General features: G+C 69.4%; 15 protein-coding genes. 7 read left to right on the top strand and 8 right to left on the bottom strand.

All coding sequences use genetic code 11. The features are described from left to right. Positions 1–104: 104 nt before the first annotated feature. Positions 105–998 (top strand): LysR substrate-binding domain-containing protein, encoded by an 894-nt coding sequence (locus tag EOW65_RS07225; protein ID WP_240664564.1) that lies wholly within the window; start codon positions 105–107, stop codon positions 996–998. Positions 999–1,029: 31 nt separating this feature from the next. Here the strand turns inward: EOW65_RS07225 and EOW65_RS07220 are convergent, their stop codons facing one another. Further along, the gene (locus EOW65_RS07220) at positions 1,030–1,512 is read right to left on the bottom strand and encodes an Lrp/AsnC family transcriptional regulator (protein ID WP_128148295.1); all 483 of its coding nucleotides are present in this window, start codon (positions 1,510–1,512) and stop codon (positions 1,030–1,032) included. Between the two features lie 117 nt (positions 1,513–1,629). Between EOW65_RS07220 and EOW65_RS07215 the strand changes: the two genes are divergently transcribed. From EOW65_RS07215 to lpdA, 5 genes are read left to right on the top strand one after another with little or no spacing between them, the layout of a single operon-like run. Continuing rightward, positions 1,630–1,884, top strand: coding sequence for an ACT domain-containing protein (locus EOW65_RS07215; protein WP_113900458.1), 255 nt, complete (start codon positions 1,630–1,632; stop codon positions 1,882–1,884). 2 nt (positions 1,885–1,886) lie between these two features. Next, a complete protein-coding gene (locus EOW65_RS07210) occupies positions 1,887–3,128 on the top strand; it encodes a thiamine pyrophosphate-dependent enzyme (RefSeq protein ID WP_128148294.1) in 1,242 nt (413 codons plus the stop codon). Position 3,129: 1 nt separating this feature from the next. Then, positions 3,130–4,143 carry an alpha-ketoacid dehydrogenase subunit beta gene (locus EOW65_RS07205; protein WP_128148293.1) on the top strand — a complete coding sequence of 338 codons (1,014 nt, stop codon included), beginning with the start codon at positions 3,130–3,132 and terminating at the stop codon, positions 4,141–4,143. A gap of 2 nt (positions 4,144–4,145) precedes the next feature. Further along, positions 4,146–5,435: a dihydrolipoamide acetyltransferase family protein gene (locus tag EOW65_RS07200; protein WP_128148292.1), complete on the top strand. Its 1,290-nt coding sequence runs from the start codon at positions 4,146–4,148 to the stop codon at positions 5,433–5,435. 1 nt (position 5,436) lies between these two features. Further along, entirely contained in the window at positions 5,437–6,819 is a 1,383-nt protein-coding gene (lpdA, locus tag EOW65_RS07195) for a dihydrolipoyl dehydrogenase (protein WP_128148291.1), read from the top strand. Between the two features lie 6 nt (positions 6,820–6,825). Here the strand turns inward: lpdA and EOW65_RS07190 are convergent, their stop codons facing one another. Then, complete coding sequence (locus tag EOW65_RS07190; RefSeq protein ID WP_128148290.1) at positions 6,826–7,914, bottom strand: isocitrate/isopropylmalate dehydrogenase family protein; 1,089 nt, start codon at positions 7,912–7,914, stop codon at positions 6,826–6,828. A 16-nt stretch (positions 7,915–7,930) separates the two neighbouring features. Continuing rightward, entirely contained in the window at positions 7,931–8,677 is a 747-nt protein-coding gene (locus tag EOW65_RS07185; protein ID WP_128148289.1) for a glucose 1-dehydrogenase, read from the bottom strand. Positions 8,678–8,832: 155 nt separating this feature from the next. On the opposite strand from EOW65_RS07185, the gene EOW65_RS07180 reads away from it, so the two are divergent. Continuing rightward, positions 8,833–10,320: an aldehyde dehydrogenase family protein gene (locus EOW65_RS07180; protein WP_128148288.1), complete on the top strand. Its 1,488-nt coding sequence runs from the start codon at positions 8,833–8,835 to the stop codon at positions 10,318–10,320. A 29-nt stretch (positions 10,321–10,349) separates the two neighbouring features. Here the strand turns inward: EOW65_RS07180 and EOW65_RS07175 are convergent, their stop codons facing one another. The 5 genes from EOW65_RS07175 to EOW65_RS07155 form a co-directional block, all read right to left on the bottom strand. Then, positions 10,350–11,249, bottom strand: coding sequence for a LysR family transcriptional regulator (locus tag EOW65_RS07175; RefSeq protein ID WP_128148287.1), 900 nt, complete (start codon positions 11,247–11,249; stop codon positions 10,350–10,352). Between the two features lie 70 nt (positions 11,250–11,319). Continuing rightward, positions 11,320–12,813, bottom strand: coding sequence for a sugar ABC transporter ATP-binding protein (locus EOW65_RS07170; protein WP_128148286.1), 1,494 nt, complete (start codon positions 12,811–12,813; stop codon positions 11,320–11,322). 7 nt (positions 12,814–12,820) lie between these two features. After that, on the bottom strand, positions 12,821–13,912 hold the full coding sequence (locus tag EOW65_RS07165) for an NHL repeat-containing protein (RefSeq protein WP_128148285.1): 1,092 nt from the start codon (positions 13,910–13,912) through the stop codon (positions 12,821–12,823). Continuing rightward, on the bottom strand, positions 13,909–16,020 hold the full coding sequence (locus tag EOW65_RS07160; RefSeq protein WP_128148284.1) for an ABC transporter permease: 2,112 nt from the start codon (positions 16,018–16,020) through the stop codon (positions 13,909–13,911). Before EOW65_RS07160 ends, EOW65_RS07165 begins: the two co-directional genes overlap by 4 nt. Positions 16,021–16,030: 10 nt before the next feature. Further along, complete coding sequence (locus EOW65_RS07155) at positions 16,031–17,041, bottom strand: sugar ABC transporter substrate-binding protein (RefSeq protein ID WP_113900447.1); 1,011 nt, start codon at positions 17,039–17,041, stop codon at positions 16,031–16,033. Positions 17,042–17,066 lie beyond the last annotated feature (25 nt).

The raw sequence follows: 17,066 nt of genomic DNA, 5'->3' as shown, positions 1-17,066 counted from the left end.
CTCCTCCGACGGCCAGAGTAGATTGAACTATCCGGCACGGAAATTATAATCTTGCACAGATGTCATAACCCACAGGTTATATGATGCTGCATCCCCACCTTCGCATGCGCCATTTTCGCTGCTTCCTCGAAACCGCGCGTCTTGGCAGCCTGTCCGCCGCGGCGGCGGCGCTGAACGTGTCGCAGCCCGCCGCCTCGAAGACGATCCGCGACCTCGAAGAGATCGTCGGTACCGCGCTTTTCGACCGCTCGGGGCGCAGCCTCAGCCTGAATGCCGCGGGGCGGGTCTTCCAAAGCCATGTCGGCGCCGCGATGGCCGATCTCGAGCTGGCGCAGCGGCTGGTGCTCGATCCGCCGCAGCCGCGTCCGGTGGTGCGGGCCGGCGTGCTGCCCACCGCCGCAACCGGGCTCGTGCCGCGTGCGGCGCTTGCCTATCACGGCGATTTTCCCGAGGTTCTGCTTGATGTGATGACCGGCCCGAACTGGCTGCTGCTGTCGCTGCTGCGCGAGGGACAGCTCGATCTCGTCGTCGGCCGGATGCCGCCGGCGGGAAGCGCCGACACGCTGCGCTTCCGTTCGCTCTATTGGGAGCGCGTCGTCCCGGTGGTGCGCGCCGATCATCCGCTGCTGCGGCAGGACTGGGACTATGGCGCCCTGACCCATTACCCGCTGATGCTGCCGCCACGCGGCGCGCTGATCTCGGCCTCGGTTCGGCAATGGCTGCAATCGGTCGGCATCGGCGATCCGCAGCCCGCCTTCGAGAATGTCTCGCTGGCCTTCGGCCGCGAGGTCGTGCGGCAGTCCGATGTGGTGTGGTTCATCTCCGAGGGGGTCGTGCAGACCGAGGTCGAGGCCGGCACCCTCGCCATCCTGCCGATCCGCAACGAGTTGCTCGGCGGGCCAGTCGGCATCACCTTGCGCGACACCGACGAACCCTCGGCCCAGACCCGCGCTCTGATCGCGGCGATCGAGCGCGCGGCGGAAGGGCTGATCGTCTAGACCGGCCCGGCCCCGCTCGCGACAGCGGCGGTCAGTCCGGCACCGGCACGCCCCCCGATTTCAGACAGCGCAGCGCGAAGCTCGAGCGGGAATTGCGGATCCCCGGCACCCGGTACAGACGTTTGTGCAGGAATTCCTCATAGCCGCGCGTGCCGTTCACCGCCACCTTGAGGATGTAGTCGTATTCGCCGGTGACCAGCCAGACCTCGATCACCTCGGGCATCCCCGCCATCTGCCGCCCGAAGGTTTCCAGCACCGCGTCGTCGTGGCGGTCGAGCGTGACCTCGATCAGCACCGTCTCGGGAACGCCAAGCTTCGCGCCGTCGAGCACCGCCGCATAGCCGCGGATATAGCCCTCGGACTCGAGCCGGCGGGTGCGCTGCCAGCACGGGCTTGGCGACAGCCCCACGCGCTCGGCCAGCGCCGCATTCGACAGACGGCCGTCGCGACTCAGCTCGCGCAGGATGCGCCGATCGATCGCATCAAGCCCCACTCCGGATGTTTCATCTTTCATTCCGGCCTCCCTCCAGAATTTTCTTTTGGCGAAAGGCTAGAATATAAAATCATTGAAAGGAAATTTTTCCGGACTCGGCCCACTCTTTTCCCATCGTATCGGAATTGGGAGAGGCCGATGCACTTCGCGACATTCACCGCAGACACGGCCATCGAGGCGCTGCAGCGCGCGCTCGACGAGCTGGCCCGTGCCGGCTTCGCCCTCGAGGCGATCAGCCTCCGGGCACAGGCGCCGCGGGCCGAGGTCCGGCTCGAATTCCACCCGCGCGGCGGGATTTCCGCCGACACCTATCTGGCGCGGCTGGCCCGGATGCCGGGCGTGGCCGGCGTCGCCGGCGGCCCCGCGGTCGGGGCACAGGCGGAGGAGGTCTGAGCATGGATCCTGCCGCCCCGCCGCTGCGCCTGACCTTCGGTGCCCCGCACGCGCGCCCCGGCACCGCGCCCGATTTCTCGGATTTCCCGGTGCCCGAGGCCGGTGCCATGCGCCGTCCGCCGGTCGACACCCCGGCCGAGGAGATGCGCGATCTTGCCTTCGGCATGATCCGCATCCTCGACGATGCCGGCGAGGCGCGCGGCCCCTGGGCCGAGGCGCTGGCGCTTGACGATGCCGCGCAGCTCGAAGGGCTGCGCCACATGCTCACCTTGCGCGCCTATGACGCGCGGATGCTGCTCGCGCAGCGCCAGCAGAAGACCTCCTTCTACATGCAGCACCTGGGCGAGGAGGCGATTTCCTGTGCCTTCCAGCGCGCGCTGCGCCCGGGCGACATGAACTTCCCCACCTATCGCCAGGCGGGGTTGCTGATCGCCTCGGGCTATCCGATCGGCACGATGATGTGCCAGGTCTACGGCAATGACGGCGATCCGGGGCGCGGCCGCCAGCTGCCGGTGCTTTATTCGTCGAAGGCGCACGGCTTCTTCTCGATCTCGGGCAACCTCGGCACGCAATACATCCAGGCGGTGGGCTGGGCGATGGGCTCGGCGCTTTCGGGCGCAGAGGCGATCGCCGCGGCCTGGATCGGCGATGGCTCGACCGCAGAAAGCGATTTTCACGCCGCACTTGTCTTCGCCTCGAGCTATCGGGTGCCGGTGATCCTCAACATCGTCAACAACCAATGGGCGATCTCGACCTATCAGGAGGTGGCGCGCGGCAGCGTCGGCACCTTCGCCGCACGCGGTCATGGCTTCGGCATTCCCGCCCTGCGCGTCGATGGCAATGATTACCTCGCCGTCGTCGCGGCGGCCCGCTGGGCGGCCGAGCGCGCGCGGCGCAACCTCGGCCCGACGCTGATCGAACACGTGACCTACCGCGCCGCGGGGCATTCGACCTCGGACGATCCCTCGGCCTATCGCCCCTCGGACGAGGGCGCGAGCTGGCCGCTGGGCGATCCGGTCGCGCGGCTGCGCGACCACCTGATCGCGCGCGGGGTCTGGAGTGCCGAGCGCCACGCCCAGGCCGAGGCCGAGATCCTTGCGGGCGTCATCGAGGCGCAAAAGCAGGCCGAGGCGATCGGCACCCTGCACCAGGGCCGCCGGCCGAGCCCAGCCGAGATGTTCGACGACGTCTATGCCGAGATGCCGCCGCATCTGCGGCGTCAGCGCCAGCAAGCGGGGTTCTGAAATGGCCACGATGACGATGATCGAGGCGATCCGCGACGCGCTCGACCTGGCGCTGACCGAGGATTCGCGCGTCACCCTGTTCGGTGAGGATGTGGGCTATTTTGGCGGGGTCTTCCGCTGCACCGCCGGGTTGCAGCAAAAGCACGGCGTCGCGCGCTGCTTCGACACGCCGATTTCCGAACTGGGCATCGTCGGCGCGGCAATCGGCATGGCCGCCTTCGGCCGCCGCCCGGTGGTCGAGATCCAGTTCGCCGACTACATGTACCCGGCCTATGACCAGATCGTCTCCGAGGCGGCGCGGATGCGCTATCGCACCGCGGGCGAATTCACCTGCCCGCTCGTGGTGCGGATGCCGACCGGCGGCGGCATCTTCGGCGGGCAGACCCACAGCCAGAGCACCGAGGCGCTCTTCACCCATGTCACCGGGCTGAAGACGGTGGTGCCCTCGACCCCCTACGACGCCAAGGGCCTGCTGCTCGCCGCGATCGACGACCCCGACCCGGTGATCTTCCTCGAGCCGAAGCGGCTCTACAACGGCCCCTTCGACGGCCATCACGACCGCCCGGTGACGCCCTGGCGCGGCCATCCCCTCGCCGAGGTGCCCAAGGGGCGCTATCACCTGCCGCTCGGGCAGGCGGCGATCCGGCGGGCGGGGACGCAGCTCACCGTGCTCGCCTATGGCACGATGGTGCATGTCGCGCTTGCCGCGGTCGCCGAGACCGGGATCGACGCCGAGGTGATCGACCTGCGCACGCTGCTGCCGCTCGATCTCGAGACGATCACGACCTCAGTGCGCAGGACCGGGCGCTGCGTGATCGTGCACGAGGCGACGCTGACCTCGGGCTTTGGCGCCGAGCTTGCGGCGCAGGTGCAGGCCGAGTGCTTCTGGCATCTCGAGGCCCCGGTCGAACGGGTCGCGGGATGGGACACCCCTTACCCGCATACCGCGGAATGGGATTATTTCCCCGGCCCGGCGCGGGTTGCCGCCGCCTGCCGGCGCGTGATGGAGACCTGAGCATGGGAGTTTACCTGATCCGGGTGCCCGATATCGGCGAGGGGATCGCCGAAACCGAAATCGCCGAATGGCTCGTAGCGCCGGGTGATCTGGTGGCCGAGGACCAGCCGATCGCGGCGGTGATGACCGACAAGGCGACGGTCGAGATCCCGGCTCCGGTCGCGGGCCGGGTGATCGCCTGCGCCGCCGCGCCGGGCACGGTGCTTGCGGTCGGCGCCGAGCTGATGCGCCTTGAGGTCGAGGGCGCGGGCAATGCCGAAGCGACGCCGCCCGCAGCCCGCCCCGTACCCCGGCCCGAGGCCCCGCCGGCCCCCGCCCCGGCTTCTGCCGCGGCCCCGGCCCGGCCCGAGGTCCCGCCTCCGTCCCGCCCGACCGCCGCACAGCCCTCCGCCGCCCCGGCACAGCCCTCTGCGATCCCGGACCGGCCGCTCGCCGCCCCCTCGGTGCGTGCCCTCGCCCGCGAGCGCGGCCTCGATCTGCGGCAGATCACCGGCACCGGCCCCGGCGGGCGGATCCTGCGCACCGATGTCGAGAGCTTCGAGCCCGCCGCAGCCAGGGGCGGACGGCGGCGCAACCTGTCGGTCGAGGAAATCCCGGTGATCGGGCTGCGCCGCAAGATCTCGGACCGGATGCAAGCCGCAACGGCGGTACCCCATATCACCATCGTCGAGGAGGTCGAGGTCAGCGCGCTCGAAACCCTGCGCGCGCGGCTCAATGCCCGCGCCGCTGCCCGCCCCGGCGCGGCGCGGCTGACGCTGCTGCCTTTCCTCGCGCGGGCGATCGTCTGCGCCGTGGCCGATCAGCCCGGGCTGAACGCGCATCACCTGACCGACGCCACACAGGGGCCGGCGCGGCTGCGCCGCTTCGGCGCCGTCCATCTCGGGATCGCGACGCAGACGCCCTCGGGCCTCGTCGTGCCGGTGCTGCGCCATGCCGAGGCGCTCGGGCTCGGCGAGACCGCGGCCGAGATCGCCCGCCTGGCCGAGGCCGCGCGCGGCGGCACCGCCACCCGCGAGGAACTGAGCGGCTCGACCATCACCATCACCTCGCTCGGGGCGCTTGGCGCGATCGCCACCACCCCGATCCTGAACCTGCCCGAGGTCGCGATCATCGGGGTGAACCGGATCGCCCAGAGGTTGTTCTGGACCGGCATCGGCTTCGAGCCGCGACCGATGATGAACCTGTCGTGCAGCTTCGATCATCGCGTCGTCGACGGCTGGGACGGCGCCGTCTTCGTGCAGCGGCTCAGGGAGCTGCTGGAAACCCCCGCCCTTTTGTTTGCCGAGGTGTGACATGCGCGAGATCTCCTGCAAGCTGCTGGTCATCGGCGGCGGCCCCGCCGGCTATGTCTGCGCGATCCGGGCCGGGCAGCTCGGGCTCGACACCGTGCTCGTCGAGGAGGCGGCGCTCGGCGGCACCTGCCTGACCGTGGGCTGCATCCCCTCGAAGGCGCTGATCCACGTCGCAGCCGAATACGAACGCGTCGCGCGCCTGTCCGAAACCGCCGTGGCCGGGGTGCACTGCCACGGCGCCACACTCGATCTCGGCGCGGCGATGGTCTGGAAGGACGGCATCGTGCAGCAGCTTTCGACGGGCGTGGCGGCCCTGCTGCGCAAGGCCGGGGTGCGGGTGATGCACGGGGCCGCGCAGCTGCGCGACGGCAAGAGCGCCGATGTCGAGACCGCCGGGGGGCCGGTCTCGGTCCGCGCCGAAACGCTGGTGATCGCCACCGGCTCCGAACCCGTCGCGCTTGCCGCCCTGCCCTTCGGCGGCGACATCCTGTCCTCGAGCGGCGCGCTTGCGCTGACCGAACTGCCGCACAGCCTCGCCGTCGTCGGCGGCGGCTATATCGGGCTCGAGCTCGGCATGGCCTTCGCGCGGATGGGCAGCCGCGTCACCGTGATCGAGGCGGGGGATCGGGTCCTGCCGGCCTGGGACGCCGAGCTGACCGCCCCCGTCGTCAGGGCGCTCGGCCGGATCGGCGTGACGGTGCACACCGGAGCACGGGCCGAAGGCTATGCCGCGGGCGTGCTGCGGATCCGCCGCGGCGACAGCACCGAGGAGATCGCGGCGCAGAAGGTTCTCGTCACCGCCGGCCGCCGGCCGCGCGCCACCAGCGCCGGGCTCGACCGGCTCGATCTGGCGATGGAGGGGCCCTTCCTGCGCATCGACGCGGCCTGCCGCACCTCGATGCAGGGGGTCTATGCGATCGGCGACGTCACCGGCGAGCCGATGCTCGCGCATCGCGCGATGGCGCAGGGCGAGATGGTGGCCGAGCTCGTCGCCGGGACCCGGCGGCACTGGGACCATCGGGCGATCCCGGCGGTGTGCTTCACCGATCCCGAGATCGTCTCGGTCGGGCTGTCGCCCGTCGAAGCCGCGGCACGCGGCCCGATCCGCAGCGCGGTCTTCCCGTTCCAGGCGAATGGCAAGGCGCTGACCGAAGATCGCGACGAGGGATTCGTGCGGGTCACCGCCGATGCTGCCGCCGGCGAGATCCTCGGCATTCAGGCGGTGGGGGCCGGGGTGGCCGACTTCGCCGGGGAATTCGCCCTGGCTATCGAGATGGGCGCGACGCTCGAGGATATCGCCGCGACGATCCACGCCCACCCGACCCGCGGCGAAGTGTTCCACGAGGCCAGCCTGCGCAGCCTCGGGCGGGCGCTGCACCTCTAGCGCGGCTCAGCCGAGACGCGCACAGACCGCCTCGGTGATCTCGGCCGAGCCATACCGGCCACCGAGATCGCGGCCGAGGACGCCCTCGGCGATCGCCGCCTCGACCGCCTGCCGCAGCCGGCGCGCACCGGCCCCGAGCCGGGCGTCGGCGTGCCGCGTGGCAAGCCAGTCGAGCATGGCGGCCGCCGAGAGCAGGGTGCCATAGGGATTGGCGATCCCCTTGCCGGCGATATCGGGGGCCGAGCCATGCGAGGCCTGAAACAGCCCCTGCGTCACGCCGATCTCGGCCGAGGGCGCGAGCCCCAGCCCGCCGATCGTCGCCGCCGCAAGATCGGAAAGGATGTCGCCGAACATGTTTTCGGTGACGATCACGTTGTAATGGCCGGGGCGGGTCACGAGATACATCGCCATCGCGTCGATCAGCCCGTGCTCGGCCTCGATCTCCGGATACTCCGCCGCGACCTCGTCGAACACCGCGCGAAAGAAGGCATAGCTGCGCAGCACATTCGCCTTGTCGACACAGGTCACCCGCCTGACCCCGTCGGCCGGCGCCCCGCGCGAGCTCCGCGCCAGCTCGAAGGCCTGCCGCACGATCCGCTCGACGCCCTTGCGGGTCTGCACCAGCGTGTCAACGGCCAGCTCGCCGCGCAGCTGCGCGCCGGCGCCGCGGGCGGCATAAAGCCCCTCGCTGTTCTCGCGCACGATCACGTAGTCGATCCCCCCCGGTGCGACCTCGGCAAGCGGCGAGCGCACCCCGGGATAGAGCCGGATCGGCCGGATATTGGCAAAAAGGTCCAGCTCGAAGCGCAGCCGCAAGGTGAAATCGAGCCCCGCCTCGGTGCCGTCCGGATGCACGATGCCGGGCAGGCCCGCCGCGCCGTGCAAGATCGCATCGGCGTCGCGGCAGGCGGCATAGGTCGCCGCGGGAAAGCTCTCGCCGCTGCGGCGATAGAGCTCGGCCCCGGCAGGATGCTCGCGCAGGACGAGCGGCCCGGCCGGACCGAAAAGCGCGTCGAGGCAGCGCACCGCAGCGGCCGCGACCTCCGGTCCGATGCCGTCGCCCGGCACCACCGCGATCTGGTAGATGTCCTTCATCCCGGCCCCTCCCCGCTCAGATGCAGCGCCCGCCGTCGACTTCCATCGCGACGCCGGTAATCATCGAGGCCTCGTCCGAGCACAGGAAGGCCGCGGCATTGCCCATGTCGGCGGGGGTCGAGAACCGCCCAAGCGGGATCGTCGAGAGGAACTTCGCCCGCATCTCGGGCGTGTCGGCCCCCATGAAGGTCGCCAGCAGCGGCGTGTCGCCGGCGACCGGATTGATCGCGTTCACCCGGATGCCGAAGGGCGCAAGCTCGACCGCCATCGCCCGCGTTGCGGTGATCACCCAGCCCTTCGAGGCATTGTACCAGGTCAGGTTCGGCCGCGGCGAGACCCCGCCGGTCGAGGCGACATTCAGGATCGCCCCCGATTTCTGCGCCTTGAAGTGCGGCACGATCACCCGCGCGCCGTGATAGAGCGAGCGCATGTTGACAGTGGCGATGCGGTCGAAGGTCGCCTCGTCGAGCGCGTCGAGCGGCGTCGGCACATGGCCGACACCCGCGTTGTTCACCAAGATGTCGAGCCCGCCGAAGGCTGCCAGCGCCAGATCGCGCGCCGCCTCGAAGCCTGCTGCCTGCGACACGTCGCCGGTGATCGCCCGCGCCGCCGGACCGGCCACCGCCGCCACGCGCCCGGCCGCCGCACCGTCGCGGTCCATCACCACGACCCGTGCCCCCTCCGCCGCCATCTTGGCCACGATGCCCTCGCCAAACCCAGATCCGCCGCCGGTGACGATCGCCACCTTGCCTTCCAGACGCATGTTTTCCTCCCCTGGCCCCGAAACGGCCCTGCCGCGCAGAATGGCCAAGGGGGCTTGGCGGGACCAGTCGCTTTATCTGAACGCGGGATCAGTTTTCCTTCCTTGAGCCCCGGGGGCCGGGGCGGGCATGATCCGGCCCGAGGGAGGACTTTCAGATGACGGACTGGGCTGCGCGCGCGGGCGCGCTTTATGACGGCGGCTTTCGCCCGATGTTCATCGGCGGGGCCTGGGTGCCGGCGCGCTCGGGTGCGGTGATCGAGGCACGCAACCCCGCGACCGGGGCGCGTCTGGCCACCGTGCCGCGCGGCGCGGCCGCCGATGTCGAGGCCGCGGTCGCCGCAGCACGCCGTGCCTTCGAGGGGCCGTGGTCGCGCTTCACCCCGTTCGAGCGTCAGGCCCTGCTGCTGCGCATCGCCGAACGCTTCGAGGCGGAATGGGAAACGCTGTGCCTGTCGGACACGCTCGACATGGGCATGCCGATCGCGCGCACCCTTGCCAACCGCCGCCGGGTGATCGGCATGCTGCGTTTCTATGCCGGCCAGGCAGTGGCGCTGCACGGTGCGACGATCCCGAATTCCTTCCCGGGCGAGATCCTGTCGCAGACGGTGAAGGAGCCGGTCGGCGTCGTCGGCGCGATCATCCCCTGGAACGCGCCGATTGCGGGATCGGTGTGGAAAGTGGCGCCGGCGCTCGCTACCGGCTGCACCGTGGTGCTGAAACCCTCCGAGGAGGCCTCGCTCACGGTGCTGCTGATCGCGCGGCTGATGCAGGAGGCGGGCCTGCCCGAGGGCGTGGTGAACATCGTCACCGGCACCGGCGCCGAGGCGGGTGCGGCGCTCGCCGCGCATCCGGGCGTCGACAAGATCGTCTTCACCGGCTCGACTGCGACCGGTCAGGCGATCGCGCGCGCCGCGACCGGCACTTTGAAACGGGTATCGCTCGAGCTGGGCGGCAAGTCGCCGGTGATCGTGTGCCGCGATGCCGACATCGACAAGGCGGTGCCGGTCGCGGCGATGGCGGTCTTCGCCAATTCCGGGCAGATCTGCATCGCCGGCTCGCGGCTGTTCGTTGCGCGCGAGATCCACGACAGCTTCGTCGCCCGCGTCGCCGACTATGCGCGCGGGCTGCGCATCGGCCATGGCATCGACCCGGAAACCGAGATCGGTCCGATCATCTCGGCCCGGCAGGCCGACCGGATCGAGGATTTCCTCGCCGCCGGCCCCGGCGAAGGCGCCGAGCTGCTTGCCGGCGGCCGCGCGCTGTCGGGCCCGGGCTTCGAGGGCGGCCGCTTCATCGCCCCGACGGTCTTCGGCGGCGTCACCGACGAGATGCGCATCGCGCGCGAGGAGATCTTCGGCCCAGTGATCTCGGCCCTGCCCTTCGACACGTTCGAGGAGGTGGTGGCGCGCGCCAATGCCACGCCCTACGGGCTTGCGGCGGGGGTCTTCACCACCCATCTCGGCACCGCACACAAGCTGGCGCGACGGCTGCGGGCGGGCTCGGTCTGGGTGAACATGTATCACGCGATCGACCCGGCGGTGCCGTTCGGCGGGGTGAAGATGTCGGGCTACGGGCGCGAGGGCGGCATCGAGCATCTCGACGAATATCTCGACACCAAGGCGATCTGGATCAACACCGACTGAGGCGCCCACGGGGCACCGGGCGGGGCGCCTCAGCCCTTGCCCAACTCGGTGCGGATCAGCGCCATCAGCTGCTCGGAATAGCTGTGCTGGACATAGCCGCGCGCCGTCAGGATGCCGACCGCGCGCCCCGCGCTTGCGTCGCTGATCGGCACCACGCGGAACTCGGCCGAGGGCAGCATCGGGATCGCGATATTGGGCACCACCGCGACGCCGAGCCCCGCCGCGGCAAGCGCGATCGCGGTATAGGCGTTCTGCACCTCGTACTGGATATTCAGCCGGATCTGCGCCTCGCCCGCGATGCGGTCGACCAGCGCGCGGATCGCGGTCTGCCGGTCGAGCACGATCAGCGGGAACTGCGCCACCTCGGCAAGGGTCAGCGCCGCACCGCCCTCGTCGAAATCGGCAGGCAGGCAGGCGACGAGCCGGTCCTCGAGTATCGGCTCGAAATTGAACTCGGCAAGGCCCGGGATCTCGGGCCCGATATAGAGTTCGACCTCCTGTTCCTGCAGCAGCGTCAGCGCGCCGCTCGGCGGCGTCTCCCGCACATCGACCACCGAACGCGGATAGCGCAGCTTGAAGGTGGCGAGGATGGTGCCGAGCCGGGTCGAGGCAAGGGTCGGAGCGCAGGCGATCTTGACATGGCCGCGCCGGTTCGCGGTGACCTCGGACAGGCGCAGCAGCGCGGTCTGCACATCCGACATCGCGCGGCTGACCTGCTCGTACAGCATCTTGCCCTCGGGCGTCAGGTTCGCACGCTGCGGGGTGCGCACGAACAGGCTGATGCCAACCTGTTCCTCGAGGTCGCGGATCTGCATCGACACGGCGGAGGGCGAGCGGTTGCTCTCTTCCGCGGCCTTGCGGAAGCTGCCGTATTCGGCGGCCAGCAGAAAGGTCTGCAGCAGCTTCAGATTGACGTTGTTCGCGGCCATCGGCGGTTTCGGTCCCTCCCCCCTGTCCCGATACGGGGCGACAGGGCCTGCGGCAAGAGCCTCCACGATCTCAGTGCACCGCGGCGAACATGATCTTTTCCTCGCTCGCCTCAGCCATCGTCATCTCCTCGACGATCTTGCCGCGCTTGGCGACGAGGACGCGGTCGGAAACCGCCATGATCTCGGGCAGGTAGGAGGAGATCACCACGACGGCAAGGCCCTGGTCGGCAAGTTCGTGGATCAGCTGGTGGATTTCGACGATGGCGCCGACATCGACGCCGCGCGTGGGCTCGTCGAAGATCACCAGCTTCGGTTTCTGGATCAGTGATTTCGCAATCACCACTTTCTGCTGGTTGCCACCCGACAGCTCGATCATCCGCGCCCGGTCGGAGATCTGCCGCAGCCGCAGCCGCCCGCCCCATTCCCTTGCCAGTTCCGCCGCCCGGCGCAGCGGCACCGGCGTGAGCGGGTTGCGCCCGGTCGAGAGCTCCCCCAGAAGCAGGTTCTGCCCCGCGGTCATGGTCTCGAAGAAGCCGTCGAGCTTACGGTCCTCGGTGACATAGACGATGCCGTCGCGCATGGCCGGGCGCGGCACGCGGTAGCGCACCGGGCGGCCGTTCAGCCGGATCTCGCCGCCATGCATGAAGTCGCGCTTGAGCACGCCGGCGACGACCTTGGCCATCTCGCTGCGCCCGGCCCCGACCAGACCAAAAATCCCCGTCACCTGCCCGCCGAAGACGGAGAAGGAGGCATTGCGCACCATCGTGCCGCACGACAGGTTCTCGACGCTCAGCACCTTCTCGCCATAGGGGCGCGGCTCGCGCGGGGCGGCGCCGTGCAGGGTCTCGGTCAGGCTGCGCCCGACCATCGCCTGCACGATCGAGGCGCGGGTGAAGTCGCGCGCCGGGCCGGTCGCCGCCAGCGTGCCGTCGCGCAGCACGGTGATCCGGTCCGACACCTGCAGCGCCTCCTCGAGCGCATGGGTGATGAAGACGATCGCCGTGCCCTGCGCCTTCATCCGTTCGAGCAGCATGAAGAAATGCTTTTTCTCCTCGGGGGTCAGCGTCGCCGTCGGCTCGTCGAAGATGATCACCCGCGCCTTGTGATGCACCGCGCGGGCGATCTCGACCATCTGCTTCTGCGCCGCGCCGAGGGTCGAGACCTGCGCCGTCGGATCGACCTGAAAGCCCATGCCGACAAGGAACTGCCGGGCCTCGATGTAAAGGCCGCGCAGCCGGTTGAACATCTTCTCGTCGCCGAGATAGATGTTCTGCGCCACGGTCATCGCGGGCACGAGATTGGTCTCCTGAAAGACCATCACGATGCCCTGCGCCAGACCGTCGGCCGGCCCCTTCAGCGTGATGTCCCGGCCGTCGAGCAGCATCTGCCCGCGGCTGAGCCGATAGACCCCCGCCATCACCTTGGTCAGGGTGGACTTGCCCGCGCCATTCTCGCCAAGCAGCGCATGGATCTCGCCCTTGCGCAGGGTGAAATCGATGTCCCGAAACGCCGGGATGCCGGCAAAGCTCTTGGTCGCGTTGCGAAATTCGATGATCGTGCTCATCCGTGCCTCAGCTTTCCCGGGCCACGCCCCGAAGGCGCAGCAGCTTGCCGTTGCCCTTTGCCGCCACGAACAGGTCGTCGCCCCGCTCGCAGGCCGAGACGCAGCCATGCGCCGCGCCATCGGCGCGCGAATGGAAGCTGCGCAGCGGCTGCATCTGCGGCGAGCATTGCACGACGAGCCCGTAGGAGCGGGTTTCCGAGAAGGGTTTCGTCACCCCCATCCGGCGCAGCTGGCTGCCCTGCATCGGCTCGCGGAACGAGGCCCCGGAGACGAGTGCGGGCGCCATCCAGTAAGGTTCCGGCACCTCGGCCAGCATCCGCCGCCGATAGCCGTCCTCGCGCAGGATGAACTCGACGAGCTGGTTGCGGCAGGAATAGAAGCTGAGCCAGAATCCCGCCCCGGTCGCCGGCGCGATCCGTGCCGGATAGGCCGGCAGATGCGGCAGCACGGTCTCGATCCGGCCGCTGGCCAGATCGACCGCGACGATGCGGTGGCGCCAGCTTTCGGCAAGCCAGACCCGGCGCGAGCCGGTCGCCGCCACCCCCGCGGCCCAGTGCAGCCCGGTGACGATGCGCTCTGCCCTGCCGCTCGCCAGATGCAGTTTCCACAGGCTGCCGCTCGCCCCCTTCTCCATCAGGTCGCGCCGCCAGTCGCGCGCCCGGTTCACCGCCGAGCCCTCGGTGACCAGAAGCGTCTCGGTGTCGAGGAAGGCAAGCGCGGTCGGGTGGCGCGGCCCCGCCCCGTCATCGCCGAAGCTGCGCCCATCATGGGCCCCGCCGAGGATCGTCACCCCGGCGCCGTCAAGGCCGATCGCCAGCATGCCCTTGCCGGCGGCCAGCGCGGTGATCTCGCCGGCGCGGGTGGCAATCTCCTCGGCCGGGCGCCCGCTCCAGCTCAGCCGCAGCACCCGCCCGCCCGAAGAGGCGATCAGCCCCTTTTCGGTCGCACAGAGATTGTCGACGCCGCGCAGCGTCGCGAAGACCTCGGCCTCGTCGAGCGCGGTATCGGGCAACAGCGGCCCGTCGAAGATCGGCACGGTGATCGCGGCCTCGCCGCGGCCGAGGCGGCGGTCGATGAAACGGCGGATGGCGGTGGTCATTTTGCCCCCCAGTAGGTGTCCACGCCGCACCAGCTCTGGTCGGCCTGCGGCAAGGCGAGCCGGCCCATGCGGTTGTTGAAGATGCCGCACAGATAGAGCGCGCCGCGGTGCTCGCGCATCGAGGTGATCATCGGGTGCCGGGTGCCGCCGAGATCCCAGTAGCTTTCGAGGATCTCGCCCTGCTCGTTGAACTTGAGCACGCAGCCGGTGTTCAGGTTCGGCATCAGCCAGGCGTCCTGCGACACCCGCCGCGCCATCCGCCGGCGGAACCCCGGCATCTCGAGCGCGAGGTCGAGCGCGGGCGTGCGCGCGCCCATCAGCGCCAGCCAGTAGTTCCCGTCCGAGGCGCGGTTGATGTTGTCGGGATAGCCCGGCAGTCCCTCGATCACCCGCTCCATCCGGCCCTTTTTCGGCCCGGCGTAATAGTAGCGGTTGATCCGGCAGCCCCAGCTTTCGGCGAAAAGCACCGAGACCCCGTCATAGGAGGTGCATACGCCGTTCGGGAAGACGAGATCACCGAGCACGGTGCACGTCGCTTTCGTCCTCGGGTCGTAGATGATGAGCCGGCCGTTGCCGCGGCTTTCGAGCGCGTCGGCGTACCAGTCATGCATCTCGAAGCGCACCGTCGCCTCGGAGAAGATGATCCGGCCGTCGGGCAGGATGTCGCAATCGTCGGCGAGCTTCATCACCGAATCATCGGCCACCGAAGTCCAGCTGCGGTTGGTCTCGGCGGTGAGCAGGCGGACCTCGCCGCCCGGCGTGACCTGATAAAGCCCCATGCCGCCGACACAGACCGCCATGTTGCCCTCGGCGTCGAAGGTCATTCCCTGCGGCGCGCCGCCGGTATGGGCGAAGATCTCGTGCCGGGTGTAGTCGGGGGCGAACCAGCGCACGATGTCGCCATCGCGCGAGCCGGTGTAGAGGTTGTCGTCGCGGTCGAAGATCACGTCCTCGGCCCCGTCCATGATGCCGAGCCCGATCGGTTCGGCGGCGCGCAGCCGGTCGTTTGGCTGCATCACCCCGCTGTCGGTCGGAATCGCTTCGGGCAGCTTCGCGAAGGTCGGCGAGATATAGACCGCGCGCAGCAGCTTGTGGCGGTTCTTCACCCAGCGCACATCGAGAAAGACCGCCGCCACCAGCACCAGCCCCAGCAGAAGCTGGTTCACCGGCCCGGGGATCGCGAGGGCGAGCAACGCGCTCGACAGGATCAGCACGAAGACCGTGCCCATCAGCGCCTTCGCCACCGAGCCGCGCCCGCCGCCCAGCGAGATCCCGCCGAGCACCGTCGCGGTCAGCGCCTGCAGCTCGAGCCCGGCGCCGATGTCGGAGGCCGCCGAGCCGATCCGTGCGGCGAACAGGAAGCCGCCGAGCGCCACCAGGACCGAACACAGCACATAGGCCGAGAACACCGTCCGCCGCACATGGATGCCCGCATTATGGGCCGAGCGCCGCGCCCCTCCCACCGCGAGCAGCCGCCAGCCATAACGGCCGCGCGACAGCACGACATGCAGCGCAAGCGCAATCGCCGCCATCCCCCAGAACGAGACCGGCAGCCCCGCCAGATGCCCCATGCCGAGCACGTCATAGGCCGGGGAATTCGGCGCGTTCATCACGATGTCGGTCGAGATCTTCGGGAACACGATATCGAAGATCGAGCGCCCGATGATCAGCGTGACGAGCGTGGTGAGGAAGGCGCGCATCCGCAGCACCCCGACCAGGAAGCCGTTCACCGCACCGCAGGCGGCGCCAACGGCCAGCGTCAGCGCAAGCCCTGCGGGCAGGCTCAGCCCGAGCACGTTCATGCCGTAAAGCGCCGCGGTCACCGCCAGCGCATAGGTCGACCCCACCGAAAGGTCGATCCCGCCGGAGATCATCACCACGGCCAAGCCCAACACCACGAGCCCGAGTTCGGCCAGCTCGCCCGAGAGGATCGACAGCGTGCCGAATTCGAAGAACCGCGGCACGATCGGGCCGAAGATCGCGATCATCAGCACGAGAGCGAAGAAGGGGATCGCACTGTCGACCCATTTCTTCGTCAGTATCTCGCCGAAGACGTGATCGGGCAGCAGCCGATAGCGCAGTCGGACGAAGGTGTCGGTCAGGCTCATGGTGGCGTCCTTACTTCAGCTGGTCGAGGGTCCAGCAGTTGCGCCCGGTCGCATTGCTCTTGTCGACGCGGGTGATCGGGCCGAAGAACACGGTCTTCTCGGCGCCAGCCTGGCGCTCGGGGTGTTGCAGCAACTCCGAGATCTGCTGCGCCGCGATCTCGGCCTGGATCGGCGCATTGAAGTTGTAGACGACGTCGAGCAGGCCCTTGCCGATGCTGTCGCAGGCGGTCGCGGCGCCCGCGCCATTGGTCACGATCGTCACCTGATCCTGCTTGCCCGCCGCCAGCACCGCCGCGCCCGCGCCGACCTCGGCATTGTCCCAGATCCCCATGATGCCGCACAGATCGGGGTGCTGCTGCAGCACCGTCTCGGTGATCTGGCGCGCCTTCTCGCTGTCGTAATCGGCGGGCTGGTCGGAGACGAGTTCGAGCCCCGGGTTCTCGGCGAGGATCTGGTTCAGCCCCTCGCGCATGTAGATGTTGGCCGCCCCGGTCTGCACGCCGGCAAGCCAGACGATCTTCTTCGAGGGCGCGCCCGGCGCCATACAGGTCTTTGCCAGCTCGCCCGCCTCGAGCCGGCCCATCTCGATCCAGTCGTTGCCGACATAGCTGTCGGTCTGGGTGATCGACTGCATGTTGATCTGCAAGATCTTGATCCCCGCCTGCTGCGCCTGCTTGAGCGCGCGGGCATAGGTCTGCACGTCGGGGTTCTGCACGATCAGCACATCAGGTTTCTCGGCGATCGCGCCCTGCAACGCCCGGATCCCCGCCGCGGTGTCCATGTTCGGATCGCGCACTTCGAAGCTGAAGCCATAGCGCGCGGCGTGGCGCTGCCAGACCGCGGTCCAGGCCTGGTTCAGGTCCATCCCCTGCGACAGCGGCACGAAGATCACCTTCTTGCCCTTCGTCGCCTCGAGATAGGCGGCGCGGCCGACCTGCTCGATCTGTTCGGCCATGAGCGGCTGCGCGCATAGGGCAGCCGTCGCCAGCGCCGCGAAGGCGGCTTTCTTCAGGAACGTCATCGCTTTCCTCCCTTGGATGACCCGG

The organism is Paenirhodobacter ferrireducens (assembly GCF_004022265.1).
GTDB lineage: Bacteria > Pseudomonadota > Alphaproteobacteria > Rhodobacterales > Rhodobacteraceae > Rhodobacter > Rhodobacter ferrireducens.
The sequence above is the reverse complement of the archived record's forward strand: the minus strand, read 5'-3'. Positions and strand labels throughout refer to the sequence as shown.